Raw genomic sequence first — 25,689 nt, 5'->3', positions numbered from 1 at the left:
CCTTTAAGAGCGAGTTTCGCTCGTCTCGACCCCGTAAGAACGGGGAGAGGGAGTAAACTGGCTGGATGCTGATCGGCGCGTCTCATCGTTGCGACAGCGTCTCGCGACGATGAGACGGCAAGGGCCTTGCTGGGCCCGAGGCATGGCTTGCACTTGGCCGAAAACGCCGCCTTTCTCCTCTTCTCCTGCGATTTCCTCAGCTGGCACAGCGCTTGCTCAACGCATCTTCGAATGCGCGGCAAGACGCATTGCATGACTGAACCCAAAGCGAAGGAAGGAAACGCACATGGAGCTTGGCTACTTCACCATGCCCTCGCACCCGCCGGAGTGCGGATTGAAAGAGGGGCACGACTGGGACCTGCAGACGCTGCGCTGGCTCGACGAGCTCGGCTATCAGGAAGCCTGGATCGGCGAGCATCACACCGCACCGTGGGAGCCGCACCCGTCACCCGATCTGCTGGTCGCGCAGGCGCTGCTGCAGACCAAGAACATCCGCATCGGGCCCGGCGGCTTCCTGCTGCCGTATCATCACCCGGCGGAGCTCGCCAACCGCGTCGCGATGCTCGACCATCTCTCGAACGGGCGCTTGAACTTCGGCGTCGCGGCCTCCGGCCTGCCGAGCGACTGGGCGATGTTCAACGTCGACGGCATGTCGGGCCAGAACCGCGACATGACCCGCGAGGCGCTCGAGATCATCCTGAAGATGTGGTCCGAGCCTGGACCCTGGACCCACAAAGGCAAGTACTGGACGGTGTCGAAGCCGGACACGATGTTCGACTTCCTCAAGCCGCACATCAAGCCGCTGCAGGGTCCGCATCCGCCGATCGGCGTCGCCGGCCTGTCGAAGAATTCCGACACGCTCAAGCTCGCCGGCGAGCGCGGCTTCATCCCGATGAGCCTGAACCTCAACCCGGCCTATGTCGGCAGCCACTGGGACTCGGTCGAAGCCGGCGCCGCCAAGACCGGCCGCAAGCCGAGCCGCAGGGACTGGCGGCTGGTGCGCGAGGTGTTCGTGGCTGATACCGATGAGGAGGCGTGGAGGCTGTCGACCGGCGACATGATGGGCCGGATGATGGGGGAGTACTTCCTGCCGCTGCTCGGCCATTTCGGCTTCAAGGACTATCTGAAGCACGCGCCCGACGTGCCCGACAGCGACGTCACCGTCGAATATTGCGCGCGCCGGAATTGGGTCGTCGGTTCGCCCGCGACGGTCACCGAGAAAATCGAGAAGATCTACCGGGAGGTCGGCGGCTTCGGCGTGCTCTGCGTGTTCGGCTTCGACTACAAGCACAAGCCGGAGGCCTGGCGGCACTCGCTGGACCTGCTCAAGAACGAGGTGATGCCGCGGCTCAAGCACCTCGGCGCCGAGTTCGAGAAGGCTGCATGACAGATAGGCAGGGTGCGGGGCTTGCCTCGCACCCTGCCTCGCATATGTTTGAGGGAACTATTCCGGTTCAGGGTCAGGGCATGACGGTCGACGCACAGAGTTTCAAGCAGGCAATGCGGCATTGCGCGGGCGCCGTCGCGCTGGTGACGGTGGGCCGCGAGCCGGGGCAACGCACCGGCCTGACGGTGACCTCGGCCTGCTCGCTCTCCGACAATCCGCCATCCGTCCTGGTCTGCGTTAACCGTAATGCCAGCGCGCATGAGCGCATCCGCGCCGAGCGCCATTTCGTCATCAACTTCCTGAACGAGGACCATGCGCTGCTGGCGCTGACCTTCTCCGGCCAGAAGGGCGTCAACGGCGACGACCGCTTTGGCTTCGGCCGCTGGACCACCGGCGCGACCGGCGCCCCGGTGCTGGAGGATGCGGTGGCGGCGTTCGACTGCGTGCTGAGCCAGGAGCTCGAGACCAAGACCCATTCGGTCTTCATCGGCGAAGTCCAGCATGTCCGCGCCGTGACCACGGTCGATCCCTTGATCTATTTGCGCAGCGGCTTCCAGAGCGTGCGCAACATCCATGATCCGGTCGTGCTCGGCGACATCGACGCGCGGCGCGTCAGCTGGAACGAATTTTCCTAGAGCGGCTGGCGGACGGCACGCCTCCCATAGTCAATCAGCATCGCTGACCAATCCTGGTCAATTCAACGCGCACGCGATCTACACGCGCGGCATGTTATACGTGCTGCCGCGCGTGCAGGAGCGATCGATGAGGCGGCGCGAGCTCTTCAACACCTCTCATCAGCAGCACGGCCGATTGTCTCGCCAGCGCGCAGCGCTCGTTGATCAGCCGATGCGTTCATCGCGCCTGACGGCCGCAACCGGGGACACAAGCGCTCTCCGGAATCTCGCGTCATCAACAAGTGAGGCCCAATCATGAAGATCGTTGTGATCGGTGGCACCGGACTGATCGGCTCCAGGACCGTTGCCATTCTGCGTCAACGCGGCCACGACGTTGTCGCCGCCTCGCCGAAGAGCGGCGTCAACACCATCACCGGTGAGGGGTTGAAGGAGGCACTGGCCGGCACGGCCGTCATAATCGACCTAGCCAATTCTCCGTCATTCGAAGACAAGGCCGTGATGGCGTTCTTCGAGACCTCCGGCCGCAACCTGCTGGCGGCGGAGAAGCCGGCCGGCGTCAAGCACCACGTCGCGCTCTCGATCGTCGGAACCGACCGCACGCCCGAGAACGGCTACTTCCGCGCCAAGGTCGCGCAGGAGAAACTGATCGAGGCTTCCGGCATTCCCTACACCATCATTCGCGCGACGCAGTTCATGGAATTCGTCGGAGCCATCGCCGATGCCAGCGCCGTTGGAAACACGATCCGGCTCTCGCCCGGCCTGTTCCAGCCGATCGCGGCAGAGGACGTGTCTGCGCTCGTTGCCGATGTGGCGCTGGAGCCGCCGCGCAACGGCATCGTCGAGATCGCTGGTCCGGACCGCGCGCCATTCAACGAGATCGTGGCCCGCTACCTGAAGACGATCGGCGACCCGCGTCAGGTGGTGCGCGACCCCGACGCCCTCTACTGGGGCGGCCGGGTCGGAGAGCATTCGCTGGTGCCGTTGGGCGAGGCGCGCCTCGGCCGCATCGACCTGAACGAATGGCTGGGCCGCGCGCGGCCGGCGGCCTGAAGCAGCCTCTATTTGAGCCACACCAGGAGCGGGACGGGCGCGCGGCCCTCGCAGGACAGCGTGCCCTCGTAATTGTGCGTCTTGCGGGCGCTGTAGGTGCAGGGCGCGCCGTCCAGCACCAGTTCGGCCGTCACCTGCGAATCCGGACCCGTGAGTTGCAGCCGGATCTCGCCGGCGCGTTCCTCCGGTCCGTCCTGCGTGCAGATTCCGACGTGCTTCATCTTCAGCGGTCCGGAGAATTGCCTGGGCGTGTCCGGCGCGCTTTCGGTGAGATGCCCGGTCAGTTCCCATTCGCCGAGCACGCCGGCCTGACCGAGGATCTCCATCGCGCCAAGCGGCGGCACGTGGCAAAGAGACAGCGCAACGGCGCCGAGCAGCGCCGCACCGTTGCGCCATGTCGTCAGCGGCATCACAGCTTGCTTCCGGTTGTCTGGCGCAATTCGATCAACTCCGGCCTCGACAGATCCGCATCCGCGGTGAGCCGGGCGATCTGATCAGCGCATTCCCGGATCTTGGCCTGGTCGCCGGACGCCTTGGCGCTCTTGATCATCCCGAGATAGGCCGCCAGCCGGTTGGGCTCCTTCTTGAGCACGGCCTCGTAGGCGGCGAGCGCGTCGGCGGCCTTGCCGCGATCGAGCAGCATTGCCGCGTAGAGCTCGCGCGCCGGCGCGAGCGGTCCCGGAGTGACGGGATGCTTCTCGGTCTTGTCTTCCGCCTCCGCGGCGGCATTCATCGCGTTGAGCGCCTCGTCATGCTTGCCTTCGGCGTACAGCACCCAGGCGCTCGCGATCTGCTGCTGGATGTCGACGATGTTGGACCAGTAGGCGTCCTTCGCGTCCTTCAACTTGTCGCGCAGCTCGGCGAGCTTGGCGATATCGGCCTTGGCGGCCGCCGGATCACCGGAGCGCGCGGCGCCGACTGCGCGCGCGAAGTAGGTGATGGCGTCCGCAGCGGCGTATTTGGTCGGATGCACGTCAAGCGCCGCAGCTCCCTTCCAGTCGCCGCGCTCGAAGACATAGCGGGCCTGGCTTGCCGCCACCGCATAAGGGCCGGTGAACCGATCCTGTTTGAACGCGAGCTTGCCGAGCTCGTCGACCACCGCGCGCGCCTCCTTGTCCTGGCCCAGCTGAAGATAGGCATAGACCAGGTAGTCCATCGCGTGCGCCTGATCCTGCTGTTCGCCATCTTCCTTGGCGATGCGCGCGGATTCCTTGTTCGAGGCGATCGACTCCTTCCAGTAGCCGACGCGCGTGAAGATGTGCGACGGCATGTGCTGGGCATGCGGCGCGCGTTCGGCGATCTTGGCATAGCGCATCGCGGCGGGGAGGCCCTTCTCCGCGAGCGCCGGATAATCGTAGAGATGGATCAGATAGTGGGCGATACCCGGATGCTCGGGCTGCCGCTTGAAGATCGGTTCGAGCAGCGCCGCGCCCTTGAGCTGGTTGGCATAGGTCTTGTCGCTCGGGGACGCTGCGACGTTCAGCGTGATCGCATAGGCGATCTGCGCCTCGTCATCGTCGGCATAGTGCGTCGCGACCTGCTCTTCAGCCGCGAGGAATCGCTGCACGCGGGTGCGGTGATCGACCTTGTCATAGTCGACATACATCGCGGCGATGGCATCGATGTATTCGCGCTCGCGCGGGGTCTGCGCATCTAGCGCCTGGCCTTTCCTGGCGGCTTCGAGGCCGAGCGGAAGGTTCTCGGGCGGTGGCGGCCCGTGCGGATTGTAGAGATAGCTGAGCGCGATCCCCCAATAGGCGATGGCGCATTGCGGGTCGGCCTCCAGCACTTCCTCGAAGGTGCGCCGCGATGCGCTGTACCAGAACGAATGCTGATACAGCATGGCGCGATCGAATAGTTCCTGCGCCTCCGGTTTGCAGGACGTCGCAAAATGCACTTTACCCAATCGTTGTTCAGTAGAATCCGAGGCGGCAGGCTGCGAAATGGTCGCGGCAATGAGGCCAACGACCACAGCGAGGGAAAACCGTGTCATGGGACCCGCTCCGTGGCGTTGAATGAAAGACGTAGGATAGCACCGTTCCCGCGCGGCCGGAACAACAGGTGCGCTTCCGGTCTAGCTGTCCAGCTCGATCCCTAACGCCTTGATCTTCCGGTACAACGTCGCGCGGCTGAGCCCAAGCGCCTTGGCGGCGTCCGTCACTCTTCCGTCATTGGCGCGCAAGGCCTCGACGATCGCTGCGCGCTCGGCCGCCGCATGATCGGCCTCCACATGGCGCGCGCCGAACGGCGGCAAATCGAGCTCGGCCTCGGTGATGACGCCGCCCTCGGCGGTGGCGCCCGCGAGCCGCAGCACGTGGCGAAGCTGGCGCATGTTGCCGGGGAAGGGATAGGCCATCAGTTGCGCCCAGGCGTCCGCCGAGATGCGGCAGTGCGGCGCTTCCTCGTCGGCGATCTGCGTGATGATGTCCCTGCGGTCGGCGCGTTCGCGCAACGCGGGCAACCGGATCTCCATGCCGCGCAGCCGGTAATACAGATCGGAGCGGAAGCTGCCGTCTTCGGCCATCGCTGCGAGGTCGCGATGGGTGGCGCTGATCAGGCGGATGTCGACGGCGACCGGCTTCAGCGCGCCGAGCGGCCAGACTTCACGATTTTCCAGCACGCGAAGCAGCCGCGTTTGCAGCGACAGCGGCATGTCGCCGATCTCGTCGAGGAACAGCGTGCCGCCAGAGGCCTGCACGATAAGCCCCTTTGATCCCTCGCGCCGGGCGCCGGTGAAGGCGCCGGCCTCGTAGCCGAACAGCTCGGCGTCGATCAGGCTCTCCGGCATCGCGGCGCAGTTCAGCGCGACGTAGTTGCGGCCGGCGCGATTGCTGGCCGCGTGAATGGCGCGCGCGAACACGTCCTTGCCGGCGCCGGTCTCGCCACGCAGCAGGATCGGCAGATCGAGATTGCCGACCGTCATCAGCCGCTTCACGCCCTTGATCAGCACGGGATCGCGGCCGGCGAGCCGGTGCAGGCCGGAAAACTGTCCGGCCGGCGCATCGCGCGAGGGTGCCGGCAGCGGACGGGCGACGCGCGCGCGCGCCGGCGGCGCCACGCGGCCGCGGCCCCATGGCGTGCCGTCGGCCCGGCGCAGCGCGACCGGCTCGTCCGCGGAACGCGCCGCGCGATCGTCCAGTTGAATCAGGCGCGACAGGTCGATGCCGTCGTCGATCATCGCGTCCGTCAGGCCGAATACGCCGCGCGCGGTGCGGCAGGCGCCGACCACGCGGCGGTCGTCGTCATAGGCGAGCATGCCGTGGCCGTCGCCGGGCAGTGTCGCGATCCATGAGGCACGGTAGCGCCGGCGGAAGAACGACTGCTCGATCCGCCGCGTCGCCTCTGCGGTGACGGCGAGCGCCAGTTCATGCGCGCTGCGGCCGAGATCGCTGCGGCAGGAGGAGATGTTGACGGCGCCGGCGAGCCGCCCGGCATGATCGAACAGCGGCGACACGGCGCAGGTGAACATGTGCCACTGCTCGCGGAAATGCTCGTCACCATGCACGATGATCGGCCGCTGCTCGGCGAGCGCGGTGCCGAGCCCGTTAGTGCCCTCAAAAGTCTCGGCGAAGTTCGAGCCGGTGTAGATCTTCCACTCCAGGAACATCCGCGCGTAGTCGCCCCCGGGCAGCCGGCTCACCAGCATCGTCGCGTTGGGATCGGCGAGGTTGACGCAGTAGCCGGAGTCGTGGAGCAGGCGGGCAAGATCCTCGAGTTCCGGGACCGCGACCTGGATCAAATCCTCCATCGGTTCGGCGATGTGCCGGACCTCGGCTTCGGTCAGGGTCTGCGGCGGCCCGCGCCGGGCCGGATCGAGGTTGTGATTGACCACGCAGCGCCGCCAGGAGGCGGCAATTCGCGCCTCGGTGTCGACGCCAGCCACCTGATTGGCCGCCGACAAAACACGGGCGACGTGATTTGAGGCCGAAAGATTGGCCATCCAGAGGTCTCCACCCCGAATTTTCCGCGAAGTCTGGCAGCCAATGGCCGAATGTCAATTGGCCGCCGGGGTCGCGGGGAGGGGACCTTGGAGGGATCATTACCTCGGACGTGGCTCAATCTGCAGGCCGCGCCTCGGGAAATGTCCAGCTGCCATCGACAACGTCGGGCCGCGGTTGAAACAGCCGCACGGTGTAATTCCACCCCTGCGTGATCGGCAGGCAGTTGGCGACCTTGCCGTCGCAGCCGCCGAATCGGATGGTGACCGCGCCATCGGCGCCTTTCTTGGCAGTCACGCTGTTCACTGCGTAGCTGCCGGTCGGATTCGGCTGCAAATAGCCGTCACTGTTGTAGACCGTGAGCGACCAGAAACCGTCGACGGGAACGTTCTTCACCGTCAACGTGTGGACGGTGCTGCCGTCGTTGCGGGCCGGCGTGATCGGCAGATACAGCGCGTCCTTCTCGGGATTGCCGCCCCACAGCATGGCGCTGCCGATCAAATGCTTCACCGGATCGACCTGGTGCGCGTCGGCGCCGAACATGCGCCGCGTATCGGAGACCGTGGCGCCGAGCTGCAACAGGGCTGCCTTCACCTTGTTGAGGCTGGCTTCATCCCAGTTCGGAATATCGAACGTGCCGGGGCGCTGCTGGTTCGATGTGATCGCGTCTTGCAGCGCGTGAACCTGCTGGATTTCGTCGCTGTCGGAGAAATCGACCAGGAAGCGGACCACCGCAATGGCGTAGCGCGTGCCGATCGCCTCGCGCGTCAGGGTGTGGCTGCCCGCGCCGTAATAGACACCTCTGGTGTATTGATCCTCATTGACGATTTGCATCGCCATGAAGCGCTTGGCGCCGTCCGGCAGCGTGATTGTCACCGGTCCGGCATCGAGATCGAAGATCGCAAACGAATACAGCGTATCGCGGTTGGGGCGGACGATGCCTTGCTGCACCGGTGCTGCAAGCTCGCGGCCATGACGGAATTTTCCGAAGCCGCCGGCTTTGACTACGCCGGCGAAATAGACGTCGGTTTGTGCCCGCGCGTAGTTCGCGACGGTGACGGGTTGCGGCGGTGACGCCGCTGTTGGTGCCGATGTGGCGGAACTGGCGAGCGCGAATGTCATGGCTGTCAGGATGCTCGTTTTCATAGGCTCTCCGGAGGTGAGGTCCCTCATGGCTGGAGAGGTAAGCCAGCCAAATATGAAAATGAATGCCTAGGATTGGCAACAAGCCTCCCGGATATGATAGGCTGCCCGCATGGATCTCAACGCGGTCAGGATGTTCGTCGCGGTCGTTCAGGCCGGCAGCCTCTCGGCGGGAGCCGCCCGGCTCGACATTCCGCTGCCGACACTGAGCCGCCGGATCAGGGATCTGGAACGGCAGCTCAAGGTGCAGCTGCTGGAGCGATCGGCGCGCGGCGCGAAGCTGACGGATGCCGGCGCGCGGCTGCATGAGCGCGCCGTCCAGGGCATCGAGGAGCTGCTGGAAGCCGAGCAGGCCGTCGTCAACGACCAGATGCAGTTGAAGGGACGTTTGCGCCTGTCGCTGCCGCAGACATTCGAGCCGTGGTGGGAACTGCTGGCCGCCTTCCAGCAGCGCTATCCGGACATCCAGGTTCACCTCTACTCGACCGAGCGTCGCGTCGACCTGGTCGAGGACGGCATCGATGTCGCGCTTCGGGTCGGCGCGATCGTTCACGAGGCGATGGTGGCGCGCCGCGTGCTGTCGTTCCGCAATGTGCTCGTGGCCAGTCCGCGGCTGATCAAGCGCTTCGGGCTGCCGAAAGATCCGGACGCGCTACGTCACCTGCCGTGCGGGGTATGGGCGTCGCGGATCGACACCCAGGTGCGCTGGGAGCTCGGCGGGCAAATGGTCGAGCCCAACGCCGTGTTGTCGACCAACGACTATCATCATCTGTGCACCCGCGCGCTGCGCGGCGACGTGGTCACGGAGCTGCCGCCCTTCCTGGCGGCGGCGGCGATCCGTGAGAAACGTCTGATCCGGTTGCTACCGCAGCATCCGCTGCCGGAATGGTCGCTCAACCTGCTCTATCCGCCGCACCGTCACCAATCGACTATCGTGCGAACCTATCTGGATTTCTGCCAGGGCTATCTGCCGAAGATCGTTCAGGCCTGCACGGTGTGAGTGGGTCGATGCACCGTGTCTCTCTCCTCGTCATTCCGGGGCGACGCGATAGCGTCGAGCCCGGAATCCATTCATCCGCAGAATGTGCGGCCCAATGGATTGCGGGCTCGTGCTTCGCACGCCCCGGAATGACGACGGAGGGAACTACATCCCGTCGATATACTTCGCTAGTCCGCCCTATCGAGACTACTTCACGTCACCGGCCGTGAGCAGCACGAACGAACGCCCGGCCGTCTTGTACGTGCTGTCGAACGCAAACTGCGCACCTGCCGGCTCCTCCGGCGCATTGGTATCCATGAGCAGCGACCACTGTGGCCCGGCGGACGTTGCCGGCAGCTTGAAGTCGACCTCGCCCTCGTAGCTGTTGAGGATCACGATCACGGTGTCGTCCTCACCCGCGCGGGCGATCGCGGTTTTGCGCGCGCGGCCGTCGAGCACGACGCCGAAACATTTGATCCAGCCGGTGGTCCAGTCGGCCGCCGTCATCTCCACGCCCGAGGTACTGATCCAGACCACGTCGCGGATCTCGAGTTGCGGATCGCGATCGCCGGAGAGGAAGCGGCTGCGGCGCAGGATCGGATAGTCGCGCCGCAGCTTGATCATCCGTTTGGTGAAGGCGAGCAGCTTCTCGGCGTCATCTGAGAAATTCCAGTCGAACCAGGAGATGTCGTTGTCCTGGCAATAGGCGTTGTTGTTGCCGCGCTGGGTGCGGCCGAATTCGTCGCCGCCGAGCAGCATCGGCGTGCCCTGCGAGGCCAATAGCGTCGCCAGCATGTTGCGCTTCTGGCGTTCGCGCAAAGTGCGGATCTCGGGATTGTCGGTCGGGCCCTCGGCGCCGCAATTCCAGGAGTGGTTGTCGGACGAGCCGTCGTTGTTGTTCTCGCCGTTGGCCTCGTTGTGTTTAGAGTTATAGCTCGCCCAGTCGTTCAGCGTGAACCCGTCATGGGCGGTAATGAAGTTGACGCTGGCCCAGGTACGGCGGCCCTCGCGGTTGAACACGTCGTGCGAGCCGAGCAGCCGCGGCGCCAGCGCACCGGGCGCCGCCTCGCCGCGCCAGAAATCTCGCACAATGTTGCGGTACTTGTCGTTCCATTCTGCCCAGCCCGGCGGGAAGCCGCCGACCTGGTAGCCGCCGGGGCCGCAGTCCCACGGCTCGGCGATCAGCTTGACGGTCGCGAGCAACGGGTCCTGGTTCATTGCCTTCAGGAAGCCGGACTGCTCGTCGAAGCCGTAGACCTCGCGCGCCAGGATGGTGCCGAGGTCGAAGCGGAAGCCGTCGACATGCATGTGGCCGGCCCAGTAGCGCAGGCTGTCCATCACCAGCTGGATCACGCGGGGATGCGACAGGTTCACCGTGTTGCCGGTGCCGGTATCGTTGATGTAGTAGCGCCTCTTGTCGGGCAGCAGCCGGTAATAGCTCGCATTGTCGATGCCCTTGAACGACAGCGTCGGGCCGCGTTCATTGCCCTCGGCGGTGTGGTTGTAGACGACATCCAGAATGACTTCGAGCCCGGCGCCATGCAGTCGCGACACCATCTCCTTGAATTCGCGCAGGCCGTTCGGCACATCGGCGGCATAGCGCGGATCCGGCGCGAAGAAGCCAATCGTGTTGTAGCCCCAGTAGTTGACGAGGTGCTTGTCCAGGAGGTTGCTGTCGTTGATGAAGGAATGCACCGGCAGCAGCTCGACCGAAGTGATGCCGAGCGCCTTGAGATGATCGATCGCGGCGTTCGCGCCGAAGCCGGCATAGGTGCCGCGCAGGTTCTCAGGGATGCCCGGGTGCTGCCTGGTAAAACCCTTGACGTGGATCTCGTAGACCACGGTCTCGTCCCAGTGCACGTCCTGCCGCTGCGCTTCCTGGACCCAGTCGAAATTGGGATCGACCACCACGCACTTCGGCATGAACGGCGCGCTGTCGCGCTCGTCGAAGGTGAGGTCGTCGCCGGTTTCCATCTTGTAGCCGAACACCGCCGGATTCCAGGTGAGGCTGCCGGCATGGGCGCAGGCATAGGGATCGAGCAGCAGCTTGTTCGGATTGAAGCGGTGCCCGCCATCGGGTTGGTAGGGGCCGTAGACGCGATAGCCGTAGAACGTGCCGGGCTGCACGCCGTTGATGAAGCCGTGAAACACCTGGTCGGTATATTCGGGCAGCTCGAAGCGGTGCGTCTCGCGCTCGCCGTCGAACAGGCAGACCTCGACCTTGGTGGCGTTGGCGGAAAACACCGCGAAGTTGGTGCCGTGGCCGCTCCAATGGGCGCCGAGCGGATAGGGCAGCCCTTCCTCGATCACAAAATCGGACATCGTGTCCCCCAAGCCTGGAACTGACAAATCAACCAGCAACAAACGCCGCCGCGCGGAAAACGTTGCATTGGCTAGTTTAGCGGCAGTTGCCGGTGGTTCGTATGACGTCCGGGCAGGCCGAGCGCGTCATGTCGCGAGAATGCCGATGTTTGATCCACAGGCCATTCGACACACTCGGTGTCGTCCTGGCGAAGGCCAGGACCCATTACCCCAAATCTCATTTGTTGCACGACGCCGGGGCCACGATCTGCTCCGTCACCGAATGCGGTGGCAATGGGTCTCGGCTTTCGCCAGGACGACGGCGCGGCTTACAGCAACCGCATCCCCGTCAAACCCGCATGCCCATTCTTGCCAAGACCATCGCACTAATTGCCCGTCAGCATTGCAAACCGCCGGCGGTCGATCCGCTCGCGCGCCGATTGTCCCGCTGCGGCGCAAAGGTCGGGTGCATAAAGCTGGCAGCTTCCGCGTTCTGCGATCGCCTTGTCGATCATGTCCAGAAGCTGCGCAGGCGCGATGTCGGGAGACGCGGCAATGCGGCCGGCGACGACGTGCTTTTCCATTGTCTCGTGCTCAGCGTGATCGAGATCGGGGTTGCGCCAGCAATTCGCGCACATGATCTTGAGGCTGTCCGAGTGCGAATAGATCACGGCGTCCCCGTCCAGCTCTTCGCTGATGCCGGCCAATTGCCGCGCCGTCTCCTGCGTGCCTGCGAAAGCGAAGAACTGGTAATTCCGGCGCAGCAGCGTTGCCAGATGCGGGAAGACCGGTATCTGCTGCTCGCCATAGGTGTGATGCGTAATCGGGGCGCCGTCCATGAGGATGACATCGCCATAGTCGACGCCGAGATCGCCGTACAGCACGCTGCGGATAATGCCATGGCACGGAGACAACCGTTCGATCCAGACCGTTTCCTCCTCGCCTGGGTCATCACGATCTGCCGTCCGCTCAGCGAGCGGACGCGCGGCAAGCCTCACCTTGCAACCCGGATATCCACCCTCCGGCAACCCAAAGCGTCCATGCTCGATTTTCTGCTCCATGCGCTTCCACACGCCCAACGCGGTCTCGGCATCCCGAGCGCCCGTGGCGCAGATGCCGAGATTCCATTCGGTGCTGTCGACAGCCGCTTCTGACAGGCTTGCAGCGGCCCGGTTCGCCGCCACGCCTTCCGCGAACCTGCCGCGCGTCTTGTAGAAGAGGCCCAGATTGTAATGATGTGCGCTCCTTTGCGGATCGATGTCGATCAGTCTCCGAAGACTGGCCTCGGCGATCGCATCGTGCTGGCGCGCCGTCATTCGCGCCGCGGTAGCGAGCCCGCGAAGGATCTGCTCCTGCTCAGGTCGCCCTTCATTGACTTTGGACAAGCGGTCCAGCTTGGCGACCATCGTCTGAAATATCGGGTGCTCCGGCGGCGGCGCATTCAGATCATCGATGTCGCGGACGGCTTCGAGGCACAGGCCGAGCCTCGAGAGGATAGCTATGTCGTCATCGTGGGCGTCGGCGATCTCTGCAAGAATGTCGGCTGCCTCTTCCCTCGTGAGGCTTCGTTCGTCGACAATCCATAACAACGCCATCGCGGCCTCAGGCTGGTGGCGCTGGGCCTTTCGGAGCGGTTGGATCTTCTGCGATGCAGCCTGCTTGCGGTCCGCCCGTCCTTCTGCAACGGCGTCACGTGCAATCGCGTCGATCTCGTCGAAAGGGAGAACTGCGCTGGGACCATTCGACATGATCGGCTTCTCCGTGTCGACGCTTCGGTTGAAAGGGGAATGGCGATGGTCTCAATGCAGCGAGACTACATCAATTTCATCCCCTTCAAGCTCGTATGCCCGTTCTTGCCGACGATGATGTGATCATGCACGGCGATCCCGAGCGGCTTTGCGATGTCGACGATGGCTTTCGTCATCTGGATATCGGCCTGCGACGGGGTCGGGTCGCCGGACGGATGATTGTGCACCAGGATCAGCGCGGTGGCGGACAGTTCCAGCGCGCGCTTGATTACCTCGCGGGGGTAGACCGGGGTGTGATCGACGGTGCCGGTCTGCTGCACCTCGTCGGCGATCAGCTGGTTGCGCTTGTCGAGGAACAGCAGGCGGAATTGCTCCTTGTCGGCGAACGCCATGCCGGTGCGGCAATAGTCGATGACGTCGTTCCAGGACGACAGCGCGACGCTGCGCTTGATCTCGCCCTTGGCGATCCGGCCCGCTGCCGCGGCGAGCAGCTTGAGCTGGTTGATCGCGGCGTCCTTGACGCCTTCGACCTCGCGCAGCCGCGCCGGCGGCGCGTGCACGACCTCGGCGAACGAGCCGAATTTCTTCAACAGCGCCTTCGCCAACGGCTTGGTGTCGCGGCGCGGGATCGCGGCGAACAGCGCCATCTCCAGCAACTCATAGTCGGTCAGCGCATCCGGGCCGGCGGCGTAGAAGCGCTCGCGCAGCCGTTCGCGATGGCCGTGATAATGCGGCGTCTCGTCGGTGTCGTCATTGCTGGCGTCGGGTCTGGCGGGCATCGGCCACAACCATGCCGTGCTTGCCGCGTTTTGCAAGGGGCGATGCAACTTCCCGGTTTGCCACCGCGCGACGGGCGAATTACCGTTGCCTGCAACGAGATCGAAAAGGGGAGGGCGGCGTGACGTCATTCAAGGTAATCCGCTCGCGTGCCGAGAAGCGCAAGGGCGGGCCGAAGGCGCTCGAGAAACTGCTGCGGCCGCCGGTGGGCGCCAAGGCACTGGCAAGCTCGGCGACGACCGCGTGCTGGCCGAAATGACCAGGCGCGTGTTCTGCGCGGGTTTTGCCTGGAGCGTGATCGACGCCAAATGGGAGGGCTTCGAGGACGCGTTCCTCGGCTTCCAGCCGGCAAAGCTCGCGTTCAAGCCGGACGAATATTGGGAGAAGCTCGTCAGCGACACCAGGATCGTGCGTAACGGCGCCAAGATCATGTCGGTGCGCGACAATGGCCGCTTCGTGCAGGAGATCGCGCGCGAGCACGGCAGCTTCGGCAAATTCCTTAGCGCCTGGCCGTCAGCGGACGAGATCGGGCTGCTCGATCTGCTGAGCAAGCGCGGCAGCCGGCTCGGCGGCAACACCGGGCAGATGCTGCTGCGCTTTCTCGGCTGGGACGGCTTCGTCACCTCGCGCGACGTCGTCGCCTGCCTGCGTGATGCCGGGCTCGACATAGCCGAGGAGGTCAAGTCGAAGCGCGATCTCGCCAAGGTGCAGGCGCAGTTCAACGCCTGGGCAGAGGAGACCGGGCTATCCTACCTGCATCTGTCGCGGATCTGCGCGATGTCGATCGGCGAGAACCACACGCCCGAGGAGATCGTCGAGCGGACGCGGAGCGACTATTGACCTTGTCGAGGGCGCTTACACCTGAACCCACGGCTTCTCGCCGTGGCGCTCGGACAGCGTGAAGATCTCGACGCCGTCGGCGGTGACGCCGACCGAGTGCTCGAACTGTGCCGACAGCGAACGGTCGCGGGTCACTGCGGTCCAGCCATCGGACAGGATCTTCACATGCGGCTTGCCGAGATTGATCATCGGCTCGATGGTGAAGAACATGCCGGGCTTCAGCGGCGCGCCTTCGCCGGGGCGGCCGATATGGATGATGTTCGGCTCGTCGTGAAACAGGCGGCCGAGGCCGTGGCCGCAGAAGTCGCGCACCACGCTCATGCCTTGCGGCTCGACGAAGCTCTGGATGGCGTGGCCGATATCGCCGGTGGTGGCGCCGGGCTTGACGGCGGCAATGCCGCGCATCATCGCCTCATAGGTCACCTCGATCAGCCGCTCGGCCTTCCGCGCGATGGCGCCGATCGCATACATGCGGCTGGAATCGCCGTACCAGCCGTCGACGATGAAGGTGACGTCGACATTGACGATGTCGCCCTCCTTCAGCGGGCGGTCGCCCGGCATGCCGTGGCAGACCACGTGATTGATCGAGGTGCAGGTCGAGTAGCGGTAGCCGCGATACATCAGCGTCGCCGGATAGGCGCCGTGGTCGAAGGCGAACTTGCGGACGAAGTCGTCGATGACCGAGGTCGGGACGCCCGGCTTGACGATGTCGGTGAGCGCATCGAGGCATTTCGACACCAGGGCGCCTGCCTTGCGCATGCCGGCAAAGCCGCTCGGTCCGTGCAGCTTGATCTGGCCGGTCTTGCGAAGGGAGGTGTCGGTAGCGTCGATATAGCTCATGGGCGGGATGTTTCTGCGGGCAAGGGGCTGATTTCAGGCCCTAATTTAATGATCGGCGCGCCCGGCGCAAGCCAAGCTTGGGCATGGGGACAATGCTCAAACGGCTTGATTTTCCGGCCAAATCCGGAACAGCGGCGGCCGCTCGCCCGAAAAAGCCGTGCGGAGGCGCTAGCTGGATACCTCGACCACGCTCTCGACCGGCAGCGCGCCGCCGCGGATGCGGAGTTCCCGCACCGGGTAAGGCACCTTGATGCCGTCCTGCTTGAAGGCGTCCCACAGCGACAGCATGACGTCGCTCTTCACGCCGTCCATGCCGTCGGGATCGGCGATCCAGAAGGTCAGCGAGAACTTCATGCCGAGCTCAGCGAATTCGGTCAGGATGCAGTTCGGCGGCTTGCCCTTGAGTGCGCGAGCGTGGGCCGTCGCGGTATTGATCGCGAGCTTGCAGACCAGCCTCGGATCGGCGTCGTAATTGGCGGCGAAGGCGATCTTCACCAGCGTATTCTTGTCGGTGTAGGTCCAATTGGTGACCTTCTGCGTCACCAGGTCCTCGTTCGGGATCAGGAACTCGCGGCCGTCGCCGGCGGCGACCGAGATGTAGCGGGTCTTCATCGCGCTGATGCGGCCCTGGCTGTCGCCGATGGTGACGAGGTCGCCCGGCTTCACCGACTTGTCGACCAGCAGGATGATGCCCGAGATGAAGTTGGCGACGATCTTCTGCAGGCCGAAACCGATGCCGACGCCGACGGCGCCGGACAGCACCGCAAGCGCCGACAGGTTGATCCCGACCGCGCTCAGGGCAATGGCGACCGCGATCACCATCAGGCCGATCCGGATGATCTTGACCAGCAACACCTGGATTGACGGGGTCAGGTCGGTCGAGCGGGTGATCTGGCCATCGATGAAATTGCTGGCGATATTGCTCAGCCACAGCGCCAGGATCAGCACCGCGCCGGCCTTGATCAGCAGCAGCGGGCTCAGCCGCAGACCGCCCACGATGACCGCGAACGAATCCAGCGTATCGGCCGCCCAGTCGAGCTGGCCGATGATGCTGAGGGCGGCGACCACCCAGGCTGCGATCGAGACCAGTTTGACGATGAAGGCGTTGTCGATCACCGAGGTCACGAGGCGGATCACGAGCCAGGCCAGCGCCAGCTTGGCGGAGACCGCGATCAGATAGCTGCGGCTCGGCCAGGTCGCGTGCCACATCACGATGCGCGAGATCACCATCAACACCGCGAACACCGCGGTCGAGGCGCTCGATACCATCACGCGGGCAAAGTGCCGGAGCGGCAGCGGCCAGCGGCTCGCCAGCGACGACATGTTGACCCGCGCATGAATGGCGGTATCGGCGGCGTAGGCGAGGCCCGCGGCGGCGAGGATGATGCCGAACTGCAGATAGAACCAGGGCGAGGCGATCTCGGCGCCGACCGAGCGCGCTGCCATCTGGAGCGATTCCAGGACGTCCTTCCAGCTCATGTCCATCGGCAAAATCTCAACTCGAAGCGCGGGTCAGGCGAATGTGATTCGAAGGTGCAGCCAGAATCCCACAAAGGCGCGCACGCGACCATCGATACACCACAGTGTCGGGGCGAGTTAGAGCGTTTTCGAGCGAAGTGGTCACCGGTTCGCGTGAAGAAAACGCATCAAAACAAGAATCGAGAGCCCCGTTCCGATCTTGTCGGAACGGAAAAAGGCTCTCAGGGCTCACGGGACCGGGCACATTGCCGCTCAGGACAGAAATTGGTTGGCGTCCCAGTGTCGCGACGATAAGGATGCAATTGCAAGTATTTGAGACCTCCCAAGTCCTTGAGACCTCCAAAGGCGCATGGCATCCCTCGACTCCGTCAGTATAGCGATCCTGCTCGGTGCGGTGCTGGTGATGGCCGGCATCCTGTCCAGCCTGTTGGCGCTGCGGTTCGGCGCCCCCTTGCTGCTGGTGTTCTTGCTGGTCGGCATGCTGGCCGGCGATTCCGGCCCTGGCCGGCTGCAGTTCGACGACGTCCGCACCACCTATCTGGTCGGCTCGGTGGCGCTGGCGCTGATCCTGTTCGACGGCGGATTGAAGACGCGGTTTGCCAGCATCCGCACGGTGCTGGCGCCCTCGATGATGCTGGCGACCGCGGGCGTGCTGCTGACCGCGCTGATCACGGCGCCGGTCGCCCGCTATGTGCTCGACCTCAACTGGACCGAGTCGCTTCTGGTCGGCGCCGTCGTGGCCTCGACCGACGCTGCCGCGGTGTTCCTCCTGGTGCACACCCAGGGCCTGCGCCTGCGCCCGCGCGTCGGCGCGACGCTGGAGGCGGAGTCCGGCACCAACGACCCGTTCGCGATCTTCCTCACCTTGATGCTGGTCGAGTTCATCTCGATCGGCCAGAGCTCGGCCGCGCACATCGCGATGGAGTTCATCCAGGAAGCCGTGCTCGGCGCCGTCATCGGGGTGATCGGCGGCCGGCTGGTGGTGATCGCGCTGAATCGCGTCGCGCTGCCGCAAGGCCTGCACGCGCCGTTCGTCACGACCGCGGCGCTGGTGATCTTCGGCGGCTCCCAGATCGTGCATGCCTCGGGATTCCTTGCGGTCTATCTCGCCGGTATCATCATCGGCAACCGGCCGACCCGCGCGCATAATTCGGTAGTGACCTTCCTCGACGCCGCGACCTGGCTGGCACAGATCGTGATGTTCGTGCTGCTCGGCCTGCTGGTGTCACCGCATCGCCTGCTCTCCAGCGCCGGCGGCGCGGTGCTGGTGGCGTTCGCGCTGATGCTGGTGGCGCGGCCGCTGGCGGTGCTGATCTGCCTTGCGCCGTTCAAGTTCAACTGGCGGGAGAAGGTCTTCATCGCCTGGACCGGCTTGCGCGGCGCGGTGGCGATCTTCCTCGCCTCGATCCCGATGCTGGTCGGCCTGTCGAAGGCCTATCTCTATTTCGACGTCGCCTTCGTCGTCGTCATCATCTCGCTGCTACTACAGGGCTGGACGCTGGGGCCGGCGGCGCGGCGGCTGCACGTCGCGCTGCCGCGCGCCGAACGCGGCCCGCGCCGCGTCGAGCTGGATCTGCCCGGCCAGCTCGAGCAGCAGCTGGTCGGGTATCCGGTACGGCCGAAGAGCCTGTATTTCCGCCGTGGCCTGATCCCGTCGTGGTCGAAGCCGACGCTGGTGATCCGCGACGAGCGGATCCTGACGCCGGTCGAGGCCGATCCGGTCGCGCCCGGCGACTACATCTATCTGCTGGCGCCGCCGGAGCGCGCCGAGGCGCTCGACCGCTTCTTCGTCGACATGGCGCCGTCGTCAGCGCCCGATCCGCATCTGCTCGGCGACTTCATGGTGTCGGGCGAGCATACGCTCGGCGAGCTCGCCGAGATCTACGGCGTCAAGGTCGACGAGCACCAGGCCAAGCTGACGCTGGCCGATTTTTTCGACGTCAATCTCGACCGCGCGCCGAAGGAAGGTGCCGAGCTCGCGCTCGACGAGATCGTGCTGGTGGCGCGCAGCATCAGCGGCGGCCGCGTCAATGTCGTCGGCCTGCGCCTGCCGGAGGAAGAGGAGGAGGTCGCACCGCAGACGCGGATGCAGACCGTCCGGCGCAAGCTCGCCGATATCTGGGCGTCGGTCGCCGGCGTCTGAGAGGCAGTGAAGCTTTCAGCGCCGTCATTGCGAGGAGCGATAGCGACGAAGCAATCCATCCTTCCGTTTTGCGGAGCTATGGATTGCTTCGCTTCGCTCGCAATGACGAGGATAGGACCATGCGCTCCGTCATTCTGAGCCGCGCCGTCACTGCTTGCGCAGGAAGCTCGAATCCGGGGCGAACTTCTTGATCATGTCGGACAGGCCGTCATCGGCCGGCGGGCCCTTGGACGCAGCGTCCGGCGTGGGCTCGTCCTTGAATTTCTGACCGGATATCTCGGCCAGCGCCGCAAGCAGCGTCTCGTCGAGATTATCGGCCGGTGTCTTTGCAGGCGGTGTCTTTGCTGGCGGCGGTGTTGGCTCCGGCTTGGATGCGTCCGCCCGTCTGGCGGCGGCCTCGCTGATGGCGGTGATCAACGATGCTTCGAGGTCGGCGGGCGTCTCCGTCGGCATGGCCGGTGGTGCAGCCGGCATCGGCGGCGGCGCGGCGGGCTTCGCGTCCCGGGGGGCGCGGCCGAACAGCGGCTCCCGCTGGCTCGCTGTCGACGGCCGGCTGTCGGTGGCCTTGTCAGGCTCCTTGCCCGGCCCCTTGGCAGGCTTGAAGAGACCCGCGCGTTCGGCGGCGACCCTGGCGGAAGCCTCCTCGACCGTGGCGAGCAGGGACGCTTCCAGCGCATCGGCGGGATTGCTCGGCGCAGTCGCCGGCCTGGCGGCAGGGCCGGCCACCTGCCTTGGCTCCGGCCGGAACGGCAGCGGCGGTGGCTGCGATGCTTCGACCGTCGCGGGCGGCGGGGCCGGCTGGCCGTCGCGGGCGCGCGCGATGATGCCGTCGACGATCGCGCCCAAGCGGCTCTTGTCGGGGGCGGCGAGATAGCTGGCCGCGAGCTCATCGACATATTGCGGGCCGTAATCGGCCAGCACCTTGGCAAGCTGGGCGAGATCGGGATCGCTCTCGACCAGCCGGCGCCAAGCCTGCCGGTCATAGGGCGCGTCACCGTTCTTGTCGGGCCAGGCCACCCGGCGCGGCTGGCGCTGCGGTCCGGTGTCCTGGCCAGTGTCTTGGCCAGTGACGGGGTCGAGGGTCGGCGGCTGTAGCCCGGCACTGAGACGCGGCGGGGTAAATCCTCCAGCCCCGGCCGGCACGGCGTCATCACCGGGGCGTCGGCGGCGCTCGGCGACCTGCAGCGAGATCAGGCCGACGCCCATCAGCAGGAAGCCCAGGGCGGCCCACGAAATCGTGGCGCACAGCAGCCCGCCGATCAGCAGCAATACCCAGCCAGTCAGTCGCAAAGTGCACCTTTCCCCATGCCCGATCGGGTGTGCCGATCCGGGCCTAGCAGACAAGATGGGCTATCTTATGCCGACTTTCGGAAAAACGGCCAGCTACGCACCGCCCGTCAACACCTTAACACCGCCGAACGCGGTGACCTGGCCGCGGCGCAGCATCACGATCTGGGTGGCAAGCTGGCGAAGCTCGGCCGCGTCGTGGCTGACATAGACCATCGGGACGCCGGCCTCGTCGCGCAGCCGCACCAGATAGGGCAGGATCTCGAGCTTGCGGCTCTCGTCGAGCGCGCCCAGCGGCTCATCCAGCAGCAACAGCCGCGGCTTGGACAGCAGCGCCCGGCCGAGCGCGACGCGCTGCCGCTCGCCGCCGGAGAGCTTCCCGGGGCGGCGGTCGAGCAGCGCGCCGATGTCGAGCAGATCGACGACGCGTTTGTGTTGCGCAGGATCTTCCACAAGGCCGTTCATGCGGCGGCCGTAATCGAGGTTCTGCCTGATATCGAGATGCGGAAACAGCCGCGCATCCTGGAACACGTAGCCAATGCGGCGGCGATATGTCGGGATGTGAATGCCGGCCGCGGTGTCGTCGACCGTCTCGCCGTCGATCACGATGGTGCCGCGATCGGGACGCACCAGCCCGGCGATGGTGTTGATCAGCGACGTCTTGCCGGAGCCGGACGCGCCGAACAGGCCGGTGACGCGGCCCTCGCTGGTGAACGCGGCCGTGAGTGAGAACTCTCCGAGCTGCTTGGTGATGTCGACGCGCAGCATCGCTATTGTCCGTGCAGGCGCGCGGTGGCGCGGCGCGCGAACACTTCGGCGGCGATCAGCGCACCGACCGCGAGCACGACCGAGATGATCACGAGCCGCGCCGCGGCAGTGTCGCCGTCGGGCGTCTGGATCAGCGAGTAGATCGCCGACGAAATGGTCTGGGTCTCACCGGGGATATTGGAGACGAAGGTGATGGTCGCGCCGAACTCGCCGATCGCCTTGGCAAAGCCGAGCACCATGCCGGCCAGCACGCCCGGCAGCGCGAGCGGCAGCGTCACCGTTGCGAACACCCGCCAGGGCGCGGCGCCGAGCGTCTCGGCGGCCTGCTCGAGGCGGCGGTCAACCGCCTCGATCGAAAGCCGGATCGGGCGCACCAGCAGCGGAAACGACATTACGCCGCAGGCAAGCGCCGCGCCGGTCCAGCGGAATGCGAACACGATGCCGAGGTGATCGGCCAGCCAGCCGCCGACCAGTCCGCGCTTGCCGAAGGTCAGCAGCAGCAGATAGCCGGTGACGACGGGCGGCAGCACCAGCGGCAGATGCACGGCAGCATCGAGCAGCGACTTGCCCCAGAAATCGCGTCGCGCCAGCAACCAGGCGAGCGCGATCCCGAACGGGGTCGCCACCAGCGTTGCGATGACGGCGACCCGCAGCGACAGCAGGATCGCCGTCCATTCGGTCGGCGAGATATCAAACACGCTCAGGTCGTCGGGCTGATCAGGAACTTGAAGCCGTATTTCTCGAGGATCGTCTTCGCCGCCGACGAGCGCAGGAAGGCGAGATAGTCAGCGGTCTCGGGCTTGGCGGTCGTGGTCGCCGCAACCGGATAGATGATCGCGGGGTGGGTGTCGGCCGGGAAAGTGCCGACGATCTTGACATCCGGCTCGACCTTGGCGTCGGTCGAATAGACGATGCCGAGCACGGCTTCGCCGCGCGCCACCAGCGTCAATGCGGCGCGCACGCTCTCGGCCATCGCGAATTTCGGCTCCGCCGCCTGCCAGGCACCGAGCTTCTCAAGCGCGGCCTTGGCGTATTTGCCGACCGGCACCGCCTTGACGTCGCCGGTGGCGATCTTGCCGTCCCCGGCGAGCTTGGCGAGATCGAAGCCGGGACCGATGTTGACATTGCTGATCATGGAATCCTTCGGCGCGATCAGCACGATCGAATTGCCGAGCAGGTTCACCCGCGTCGGCTCATTGATGTTCTTCTGCTTGATCGCGTAGTCCATCCAGTCGGTGTCGGCGGAGACGAACACGTCGGCCGGCGCGCCCTGCTCGATCTGCTTTGCCAATGCCGAACTCGCGGCATAGCTGGCGCTGATCTTGACGCCGGTCTTGGCGGTGTAGGCCGCATCGATCTCGTCGAGCGCGTTCTTCATCGAGGCGGCGGCAAAGACGGTGAGCGTCTTGTCTTCGGCGCGCGCGGGCGAATGGATCGCGCCGAGCAGGATGACGAAGGCAGTGAAAAGTCCGGCAAGCCTTGAAATCGAAAGTCGTGACATGGAAAGCGCTCCGTGCGGGCTCGCGCACGAACGAGCGCGCGCAAAACAGGCGTTGGGTGGATTCTGGGCGCGACGGACGGAAGCGCTGTTCCGCTGGTCCCCGAAGGACTTACGGTCCTCGGGGATATCGCACTGCAAACATAGCAGGCTGGGACTTACGGTAAAGGCGACCGTTTGTCTAACGGCGCGTGCTATTCATCCGACGGCTGGATCGCGATCGACAGCGAGTTCTCTTTGGAGCCGCTGACTTGCAGCACGAAGGGGCTGGCAGCGAGGTCATATTTCATGGTCTTGCGGATACCGTCGCAATCGGTGGCGCCGCTGAAGGCCTTCGGCTTCAGGAAGTGCCCGTCCTGCACCAGGTCGACCCAGGCGCCGGCCGACAGGCTGACGGTATAGAGCCCGGCCTTCGGTGTGGCCTTGAAGCTGGTGAAGCCGGCAAAGGTGCCGTCTTTCGGTGCGCGCTCCGGCGGGCTCGGCAGTTTGGCGTCGGCGGGGGCCACCAGCGCCAGCGTGATGGCGGTCGACGGTACTGCCGTCTGCTCACTGCCCGAGGCCAGCTTGGCGCGATCGGGCGCAGTGAGCGCGGCGCGTGCGCGGTCGATCGACCATTTGAACTTGTCGCAGCCGCTCGGCTCTTCCGCCGCGAAGGCGGGAACTGAGACAAGCAGGAGCGATGCGGCGAGGAGCGATTTGCGCATGACTGGTCCAATGCAATTGTGACGGATGAAAGAGATCAGCGGCCCCGATCCATCGCTCGAACGCGCTTACGGCGCGACGACGCGGGATCATAACGCAGTTCGAGCCGGCTGGAAAAGCCGCCTGACAAAGATGTTATTGCGTTGGCCTCTTGCTTTCGCATGATCTTTCGGAAAACCGCTTTGCACTTTTCCGGATCATGCTTATTGCTTGGCGTCGGCTGCGTTCAGCACCGTTTTGCACTCTGCCGGCATCTGCGCCAGCGTCATCGGCGGGCGCGGTTTCGGCGGCTTCGGCGGAGGCTTCGGATGCAGCACCGAGTCCTTGAACCAGTAGGCAAGGTCGGACGGCTTGCAGCCTTCGCCCTCCGATTGCGGCTTCTGCCCCTCGCATGCGGGGCTGCCGGACGGACACCGCATGCGGATGTGGAAGTGGTAGTCGTGGCCCCACCACGGTCGGATCTTTGACAGCCAGCTGCGGTCGCCCTTGGCCTGGCGGCATAGCGCCTTCTTGATCGCCGGATTGACGAAGATGCGCTGCACGGCAGGCTCGCGCGCCGCGTCGCGGATGACCAGCACATGACTGGGCGTGAACACGCGCGGATCGATATCGAGCCGGTCGTCGCGCACCATCATCACCGCCGACATCTCCTCGCGATCCTCGCGCGACAATTTGCGATCCGGCATCGGCGTCAGCCAGATGTCGGCGTCGAGCCCGATCTGGTGGCTGGCGTGACCGGAGAGCGCGGGGCCGCCGCGCGGCTGGCCGATGTCGCCGACCAGGATGCCGGGCCAGCCGGCGTCCTTGTGCGCGCCGGCCGCAAGCCGCTTCAGCAGCGCGATCATGTCGGGGTGGCCCCAATAGCGGTTGCGCGACAGGCGCATCACCTGCCAGGTGTCGCCGTTCAGCGGCATCTGCGCGGCGCCGGCGAGACAGCCCTTGGTATAGCCGCCGATCGATTGGGTCGGCATTGCCGCCGGCAGCACCTTGCGCGCGAACAGCTGCTTCGCCCCGATCGTTGGATCGTTAGGGTTGGCGAGCGGCGGCAATGGCTGCGGATTGAGCGAGCCCTTGTCCTGCGCACGCGCGGAGATGGTGCAGGCGAGGAGGGTGGAGATCAGGAGCGGGATCAGACGCAGGCGGGGTGTCATTCGGATCACTCTGTCTGCGCAAGGCTAACATGGATTCGACGCAGGCGAACCGCGCTTTCATCCCATTTGCTTGATCGCCCACAAGGCGGATCGAGCTTGCAAGACGCGCGCCTTGCAGCAATGCGTATCGGTGGCCTGACGGACCGATCTGTTGTAACTCCTCTGGCTTTCGCTAGCGCCATAGTGGGAGAATGTAATGCCGATTGGCACAGGTTCGGTTCGCGTGCGAGAGGCAACCCAATCGGACCGCGACTTTCTTCTCGCATTGTCTCCTCGTCTCTCAGGCGTCCCCGGTCCCGCGTGGCATGGCTTGGAAGCGATGGAACAGTTTCAAGACCGGTACATGGCCGCCACCGTGAATCAGGCCGTCGAACACTTCCGGACACTCATCGCCGTGTCGGACGATGATGTGCGGTTGGGCTACATCCATATGCAGCCCGGAAAGGATGGCGTAACCGACGAGGTATGTGGCTATGTCGCGATCCTAGCCCTTACCGAACAGGCCGAGGGGCAGGGCATCGCCAAATTGCTGATGAGCCATGCCGAGGATTGGGCACGCGAAATGCAGTATCGGTTTCTCAGTCTCGATGTGTTCGCCGACAATCGACGCGCGGTTGATTTTTATGAGCGCGGTGGTTTTCGTTCGGAGACGATCCGCATGGTCAAGCCGCTATAACCCGCAATCGGAAGTCCTCCCGTCATTGCACGTGCTGCCTTAACCCTGCGATAACCCTGTCACGCGCTGACAAACATTCGTGCGCTTGAGCCGCATCCGGCGCATTCATTGTGCAGTGGTGCGCCGATTTACGCTTTCTTCACCACGCTCCGGCGGGTCCACGCCGCAAATCTGCTCTGTTCGCCGCGTGCGCACCGCAAGCTACTCGCATCCGGCGTGAGCTCGCCTGCAAAGCGGGCAGCTACGGCTTTCTCAGGCAGCGCAGCTATTCGCCGAGAGATACCAATTTTTCAGACACTTACCGCAGAAATGTCACCGAACTGGAATGCGCGTGGGGCGTGCGATAG

The 25,689-nt window shown here is 65.0% G+C and carries 21 protein-coding genes and 1 pseudogene; 7 read left to right on the top strand and 15 right to left on the bottom strand.

Features of this window, described 5'->3' with window-relative positions:
* The first annotated feature begins 286 nt into the window (after window positions 1–286).
* From ACVIGA_RS17920 to ACVIGA_RS17910, 3 genes are all read left to right on the top strand, one after another.
* Window positions 287–1,387: an LLM class flavin-dependent oxidoreductase gene (locus ACVIGA_RS17920; protein ID WP_092122775.1), complete on the top strand. Its 1,101-nt coding sequence runs from the start codon at window positions 287–289 to the stop codon at window positions 1,385–1,387.
* Between the two features lie 80 nt (window positions 1,388–1,467).
* Entirely contained in the window at window positions 1,468–2,022 is a 555-nt protein-coding gene (locus ACVIGA_RS17915) for a flavin reductase family protein (protein ID WP_223974825.1), read from the top strand.
* 294 nt (window positions 2,023–2,316) lie between these two features.
* On the top strand, window positions 2,317–3,072 hold the full coding sequence (locus ACVIGA_RS17910) for an SDR family oxidoreductase (protein ID WP_456667381.1): 756 nt from the start codon (window positions 2,317–2,319) through the stop codon (window positions 3,070–3,072).
* A gap of 8 nt (window positions 3,073–3,080) precedes the next feature.
* On the opposite strand, the gene ACVIGA_RS17905 is transcribed toward ACVIGA_RS17910, so the two are convergent.
* The 4 genes from ACVIGA_RS17905 to ACVIGA_RS17890 form a co-directional block, all read right to left on the bottom strand.
* Window positions 3,081–3,482, bottom strand: coding sequence for a hypothetical protein (locus ACVIGA_RS17905; RefSeq protein WP_456667380.1), 402 nt, complete (start codon window positions 3,480–3,482; stop codon window positions 3,081–3,083).
* Window positions 3,482–5,065 carry a hypothetical protein gene (locus ACVIGA_RS17900; RefSeq protein ID WP_456667379.1) on the bottom strand — a complete coding sequence of 528 codons (1,584 nt, stop codon included), beginning with the start codon at window positions 5,063–5,065 and terminating at the stop codon, window positions 3,482–3,484. The genes ACVIGA_RS17905 and ACVIGA_RS17900 overlap by 1 nt, the downstream gene beginning before the upstream one ends.
* Window positions 5,066–5,146: 81 nt before the next feature.
* On the bottom strand, window positions 5,147–7,012 hold the full coding sequence (locus tag ACVIGA_RS17895) for a sigma-54-dependent Fis family transcriptional regulator (RefSeq protein ID WP_456667378.1): 1,866 nt from the start codon (window positions 7,010–7,012) through the stop codon (window positions 5,147–5,149).
* A gap of 115 nt (window positions 7,013–7,127) precedes the next feature.
* Complete coding sequence (locus tag ACVIGA_RS17890; protein WP_456667377.1) at window positions 7,128–8,156, bottom strand: DUF1254 domain-containing protein; 1,029 nt, start codon at window positions 8,154–8,156, stop codon at window positions 7,128–7,130.
* A 109-nt stretch (window positions 8,157–8,265) separates the two neighbouring features.
* Here ACVIGA_RS17890 and ACVIGA_RS17885 point away from each other — a divergent pair, with 109 nt between their 5' ends.
* Entirely contained in the window at window positions 8,266–9,153 is an 888-nt protein-coding gene (locus ACVIGA_RS17885) for a LysR substrate-binding domain-containing protein (protein ID WP_456667376.1), read from the top strand.
* A gap of 186 nt (window positions 9,154–9,339) precedes the next feature.
* On the opposite strand, the gene glgX is transcribed toward ACVIGA_RS17885, so the two are convergent.
* The 3 genes from glgX to radC all read right to left on the bottom strand — a co-directional run bounded on the left by glgX (window position 9,340) and on the right by radC (window position 13,960).
* Window positions 9,340–11,454: a glycogen debranching protein GlgX gene (gene glgX / locus ACVIGA_RS17880; protein ID WP_456667375.1), complete on the bottom strand. Its 2,115-nt coding sequence runs from the start codon at window positions 11,452–11,454 to the stop codon at window positions 9,340–9,342.
* 365 nt (window positions 11,455–11,819) lie between these two features.
* The gene (locus ACVIGA_RS17875) at window positions 11,820–13,181 is read right to left on the bottom strand and encodes a tetratricopeptide repeat protein (RefSeq protein WP_456667374.1); all 1,362 of its coding nucleotides are present in this window, start codon (window positions 13,179–13,181) and stop codon (window positions 11,820–11,822) included.
* 65 nt (window positions 13,182–13,246) lie between these two features.
* Window positions 13,247–13,960: a RadC family protein gene (gene radC, locus ACVIGA_RS17870; RefSeq protein ID WP_456667373.1), complete on the bottom strand. Its 714-nt coding sequence runs from the start codon at window positions 13,958–13,960 to the stop codon at window positions 13,247–13,249.
* A 119-nt stretch (window positions 13,961–14,079) separates the two neighbouring features.
* Between radC and ACVIGA_RS17865 the strand changes: the two are divergent.
* Window positions 14,080–14,798, top strand: a pseudogene (locus ACVIGA_RS17865) (DNA-3-methyladenine glycosylase I).
* 15 nt (window positions 14,799–14,813) lie between these two features.
* Here the strand turns inward: ACVIGA_RS17865 and map are convergent.
* A complete protein-coding gene (map, locus tag ACVIGA_RS17860) occupies window positions 14,814–15,638 on the bottom strand; it encodes a type I methionyl aminopeptidase (RefSeq protein ID WP_092122802.1) in 825 nt (274 codons plus the stop codon).
* Window positions 15,639–15,806: 168 nt separating this feature from the next.
* Window positions 15,807–17,123, bottom strand: coding sequence for a mechanosensitive ion channel family protein (locus ACVIGA_RS17855; protein ID WP_456667372.1), 1,317 nt, complete (start codon window positions 17,121–17,123; stop codon window positions 15,807–15,809).
* A gap of 343 nt (window positions 17,124–17,466) precedes the next feature.
* Here ACVIGA_RS17855 and ACVIGA_RS17850 point away from each other — a divergent pair, with 343 nt between their 5' ends.
* Window positions 17,467–19,260, top strand: a complete 1,794-nt coding sequence (locus ACVIGA_RS17850) for a potassium/proton antiporter (protein WP_456667371.1) — start codon at window positions 17,467–17,469, stop codon at window positions 19,258–19,260.
* 147 nt (window positions 19,261–19,407) lie between these two features.
* Here the strand turns inward: ACVIGA_RS17850 and ACVIGA_RS17845 are convergent, their stop codons facing one another.
* The 6 genes from ACVIGA_RS17845 to mepA all read right to left on the bottom strand — a co-directional run bounded on the left by ACVIGA_RS17845 (window position 19,408) and on the right by mepA (window position 24,666).
* Complete coding sequence (locus tag ACVIGA_RS17845; RefSeq protein ID WP_456667370.1) at window positions 19,408–20,550, bottom strand: hypothetical protein; 1,143 nt, start codon at window positions 20,548–20,550, stop codon at window positions 19,408–19,410.
* A 93-nt stretch (window positions 20,551–20,643) separates the two neighbouring features.
* On the bottom strand, window positions 20,644–21,315 hold the full coding sequence (modC, locus tag ACVIGA_RS17840) for a molybdenum ABC transporter ATP-binding protein (protein ID WP_456667369.1): 672 nt from the start codon (window positions 21,313–21,315) through the stop codon (window positions 20,644–20,646).
* 2 nt (window positions 21,316–21,317) lie between these two features.
* Window positions 21,318–22,013 carry a molybdate ABC transporter permease subunit gene (gene modB / locus ACVIGA_RS17835; RefSeq protein WP_375778291.1) on the bottom strand — a complete coding sequence of 232 codons (696 nt, stop codon included), beginning with the start codon at window positions 22,011–22,013 and terminating at the stop codon, window positions 21,318–21,320.
* A gap of 2 nt (window positions 22,014–22,015) precedes the next feature.
* Window positions 22,016–22,801, bottom strand: coding sequence for a molybdate ABC transporter substrate-binding protein (gene modA, locus ACVIGA_RS17830; protein ID WP_456670833.1), 786 nt, complete (start codon window positions 22,799–22,801; stop codon window positions 22,016–22,018).
* 206 nt (window positions 22,802–23,007) lie between these two features.
* Window positions 23,008–23,517 (bottom strand): hypothetical protein, encoded by a 510-nt coding sequence (locus ACVIGA_RS17825; RefSeq protein ID WP_456667368.1) that lies wholly within the window; start codon window positions 23,515–23,517, stop codon window positions 23,008–23,010.
* A 201-nt stretch (window positions 23,518–23,718) separates the two neighbouring features.
* Window positions 23,719–24,666: a penicillin-insensitive murein endopeptidase gene (gene mepA / locus ACVIGA_RS17820; RefSeq protein WP_223974844.1), complete on the bottom strand. Its 948-nt coding sequence runs from the start codon at window positions 24,664–24,666 to the stop codon at window positions 23,719–23,721.
* Window positions 24,667–24,862: 196 nt separating this feature from the next.
* Here mepA and ACVIGA_RS17815 point away from each other — a divergent pair, with 196 nt between their 5' ends.
* Window positions 24,863–25,342 carry a GNAT family N-acetyltransferase gene (locus ACVIGA_RS17815; protein ID WP_456667367.1) on the top strand — a complete coding sequence of 160 codons (480 nt, stop codon included), beginning with the start codon at window positions 24,863–24,865 and terminating at the stop codon, window positions 25,340–25,342.
* The last annotated feature ends 347 nt before the right edge of the window (window positions 25,343–25,689 follow it).

Source organism: Bradyrhizobium sp. USDA 3240 (genome assembly GCF_054063295.1).
The sequence above is the reverse complement of the archived record's forward strand: the minus strand, read 5'-3'. Positions and strand labels throughout refer to the sequence as shown.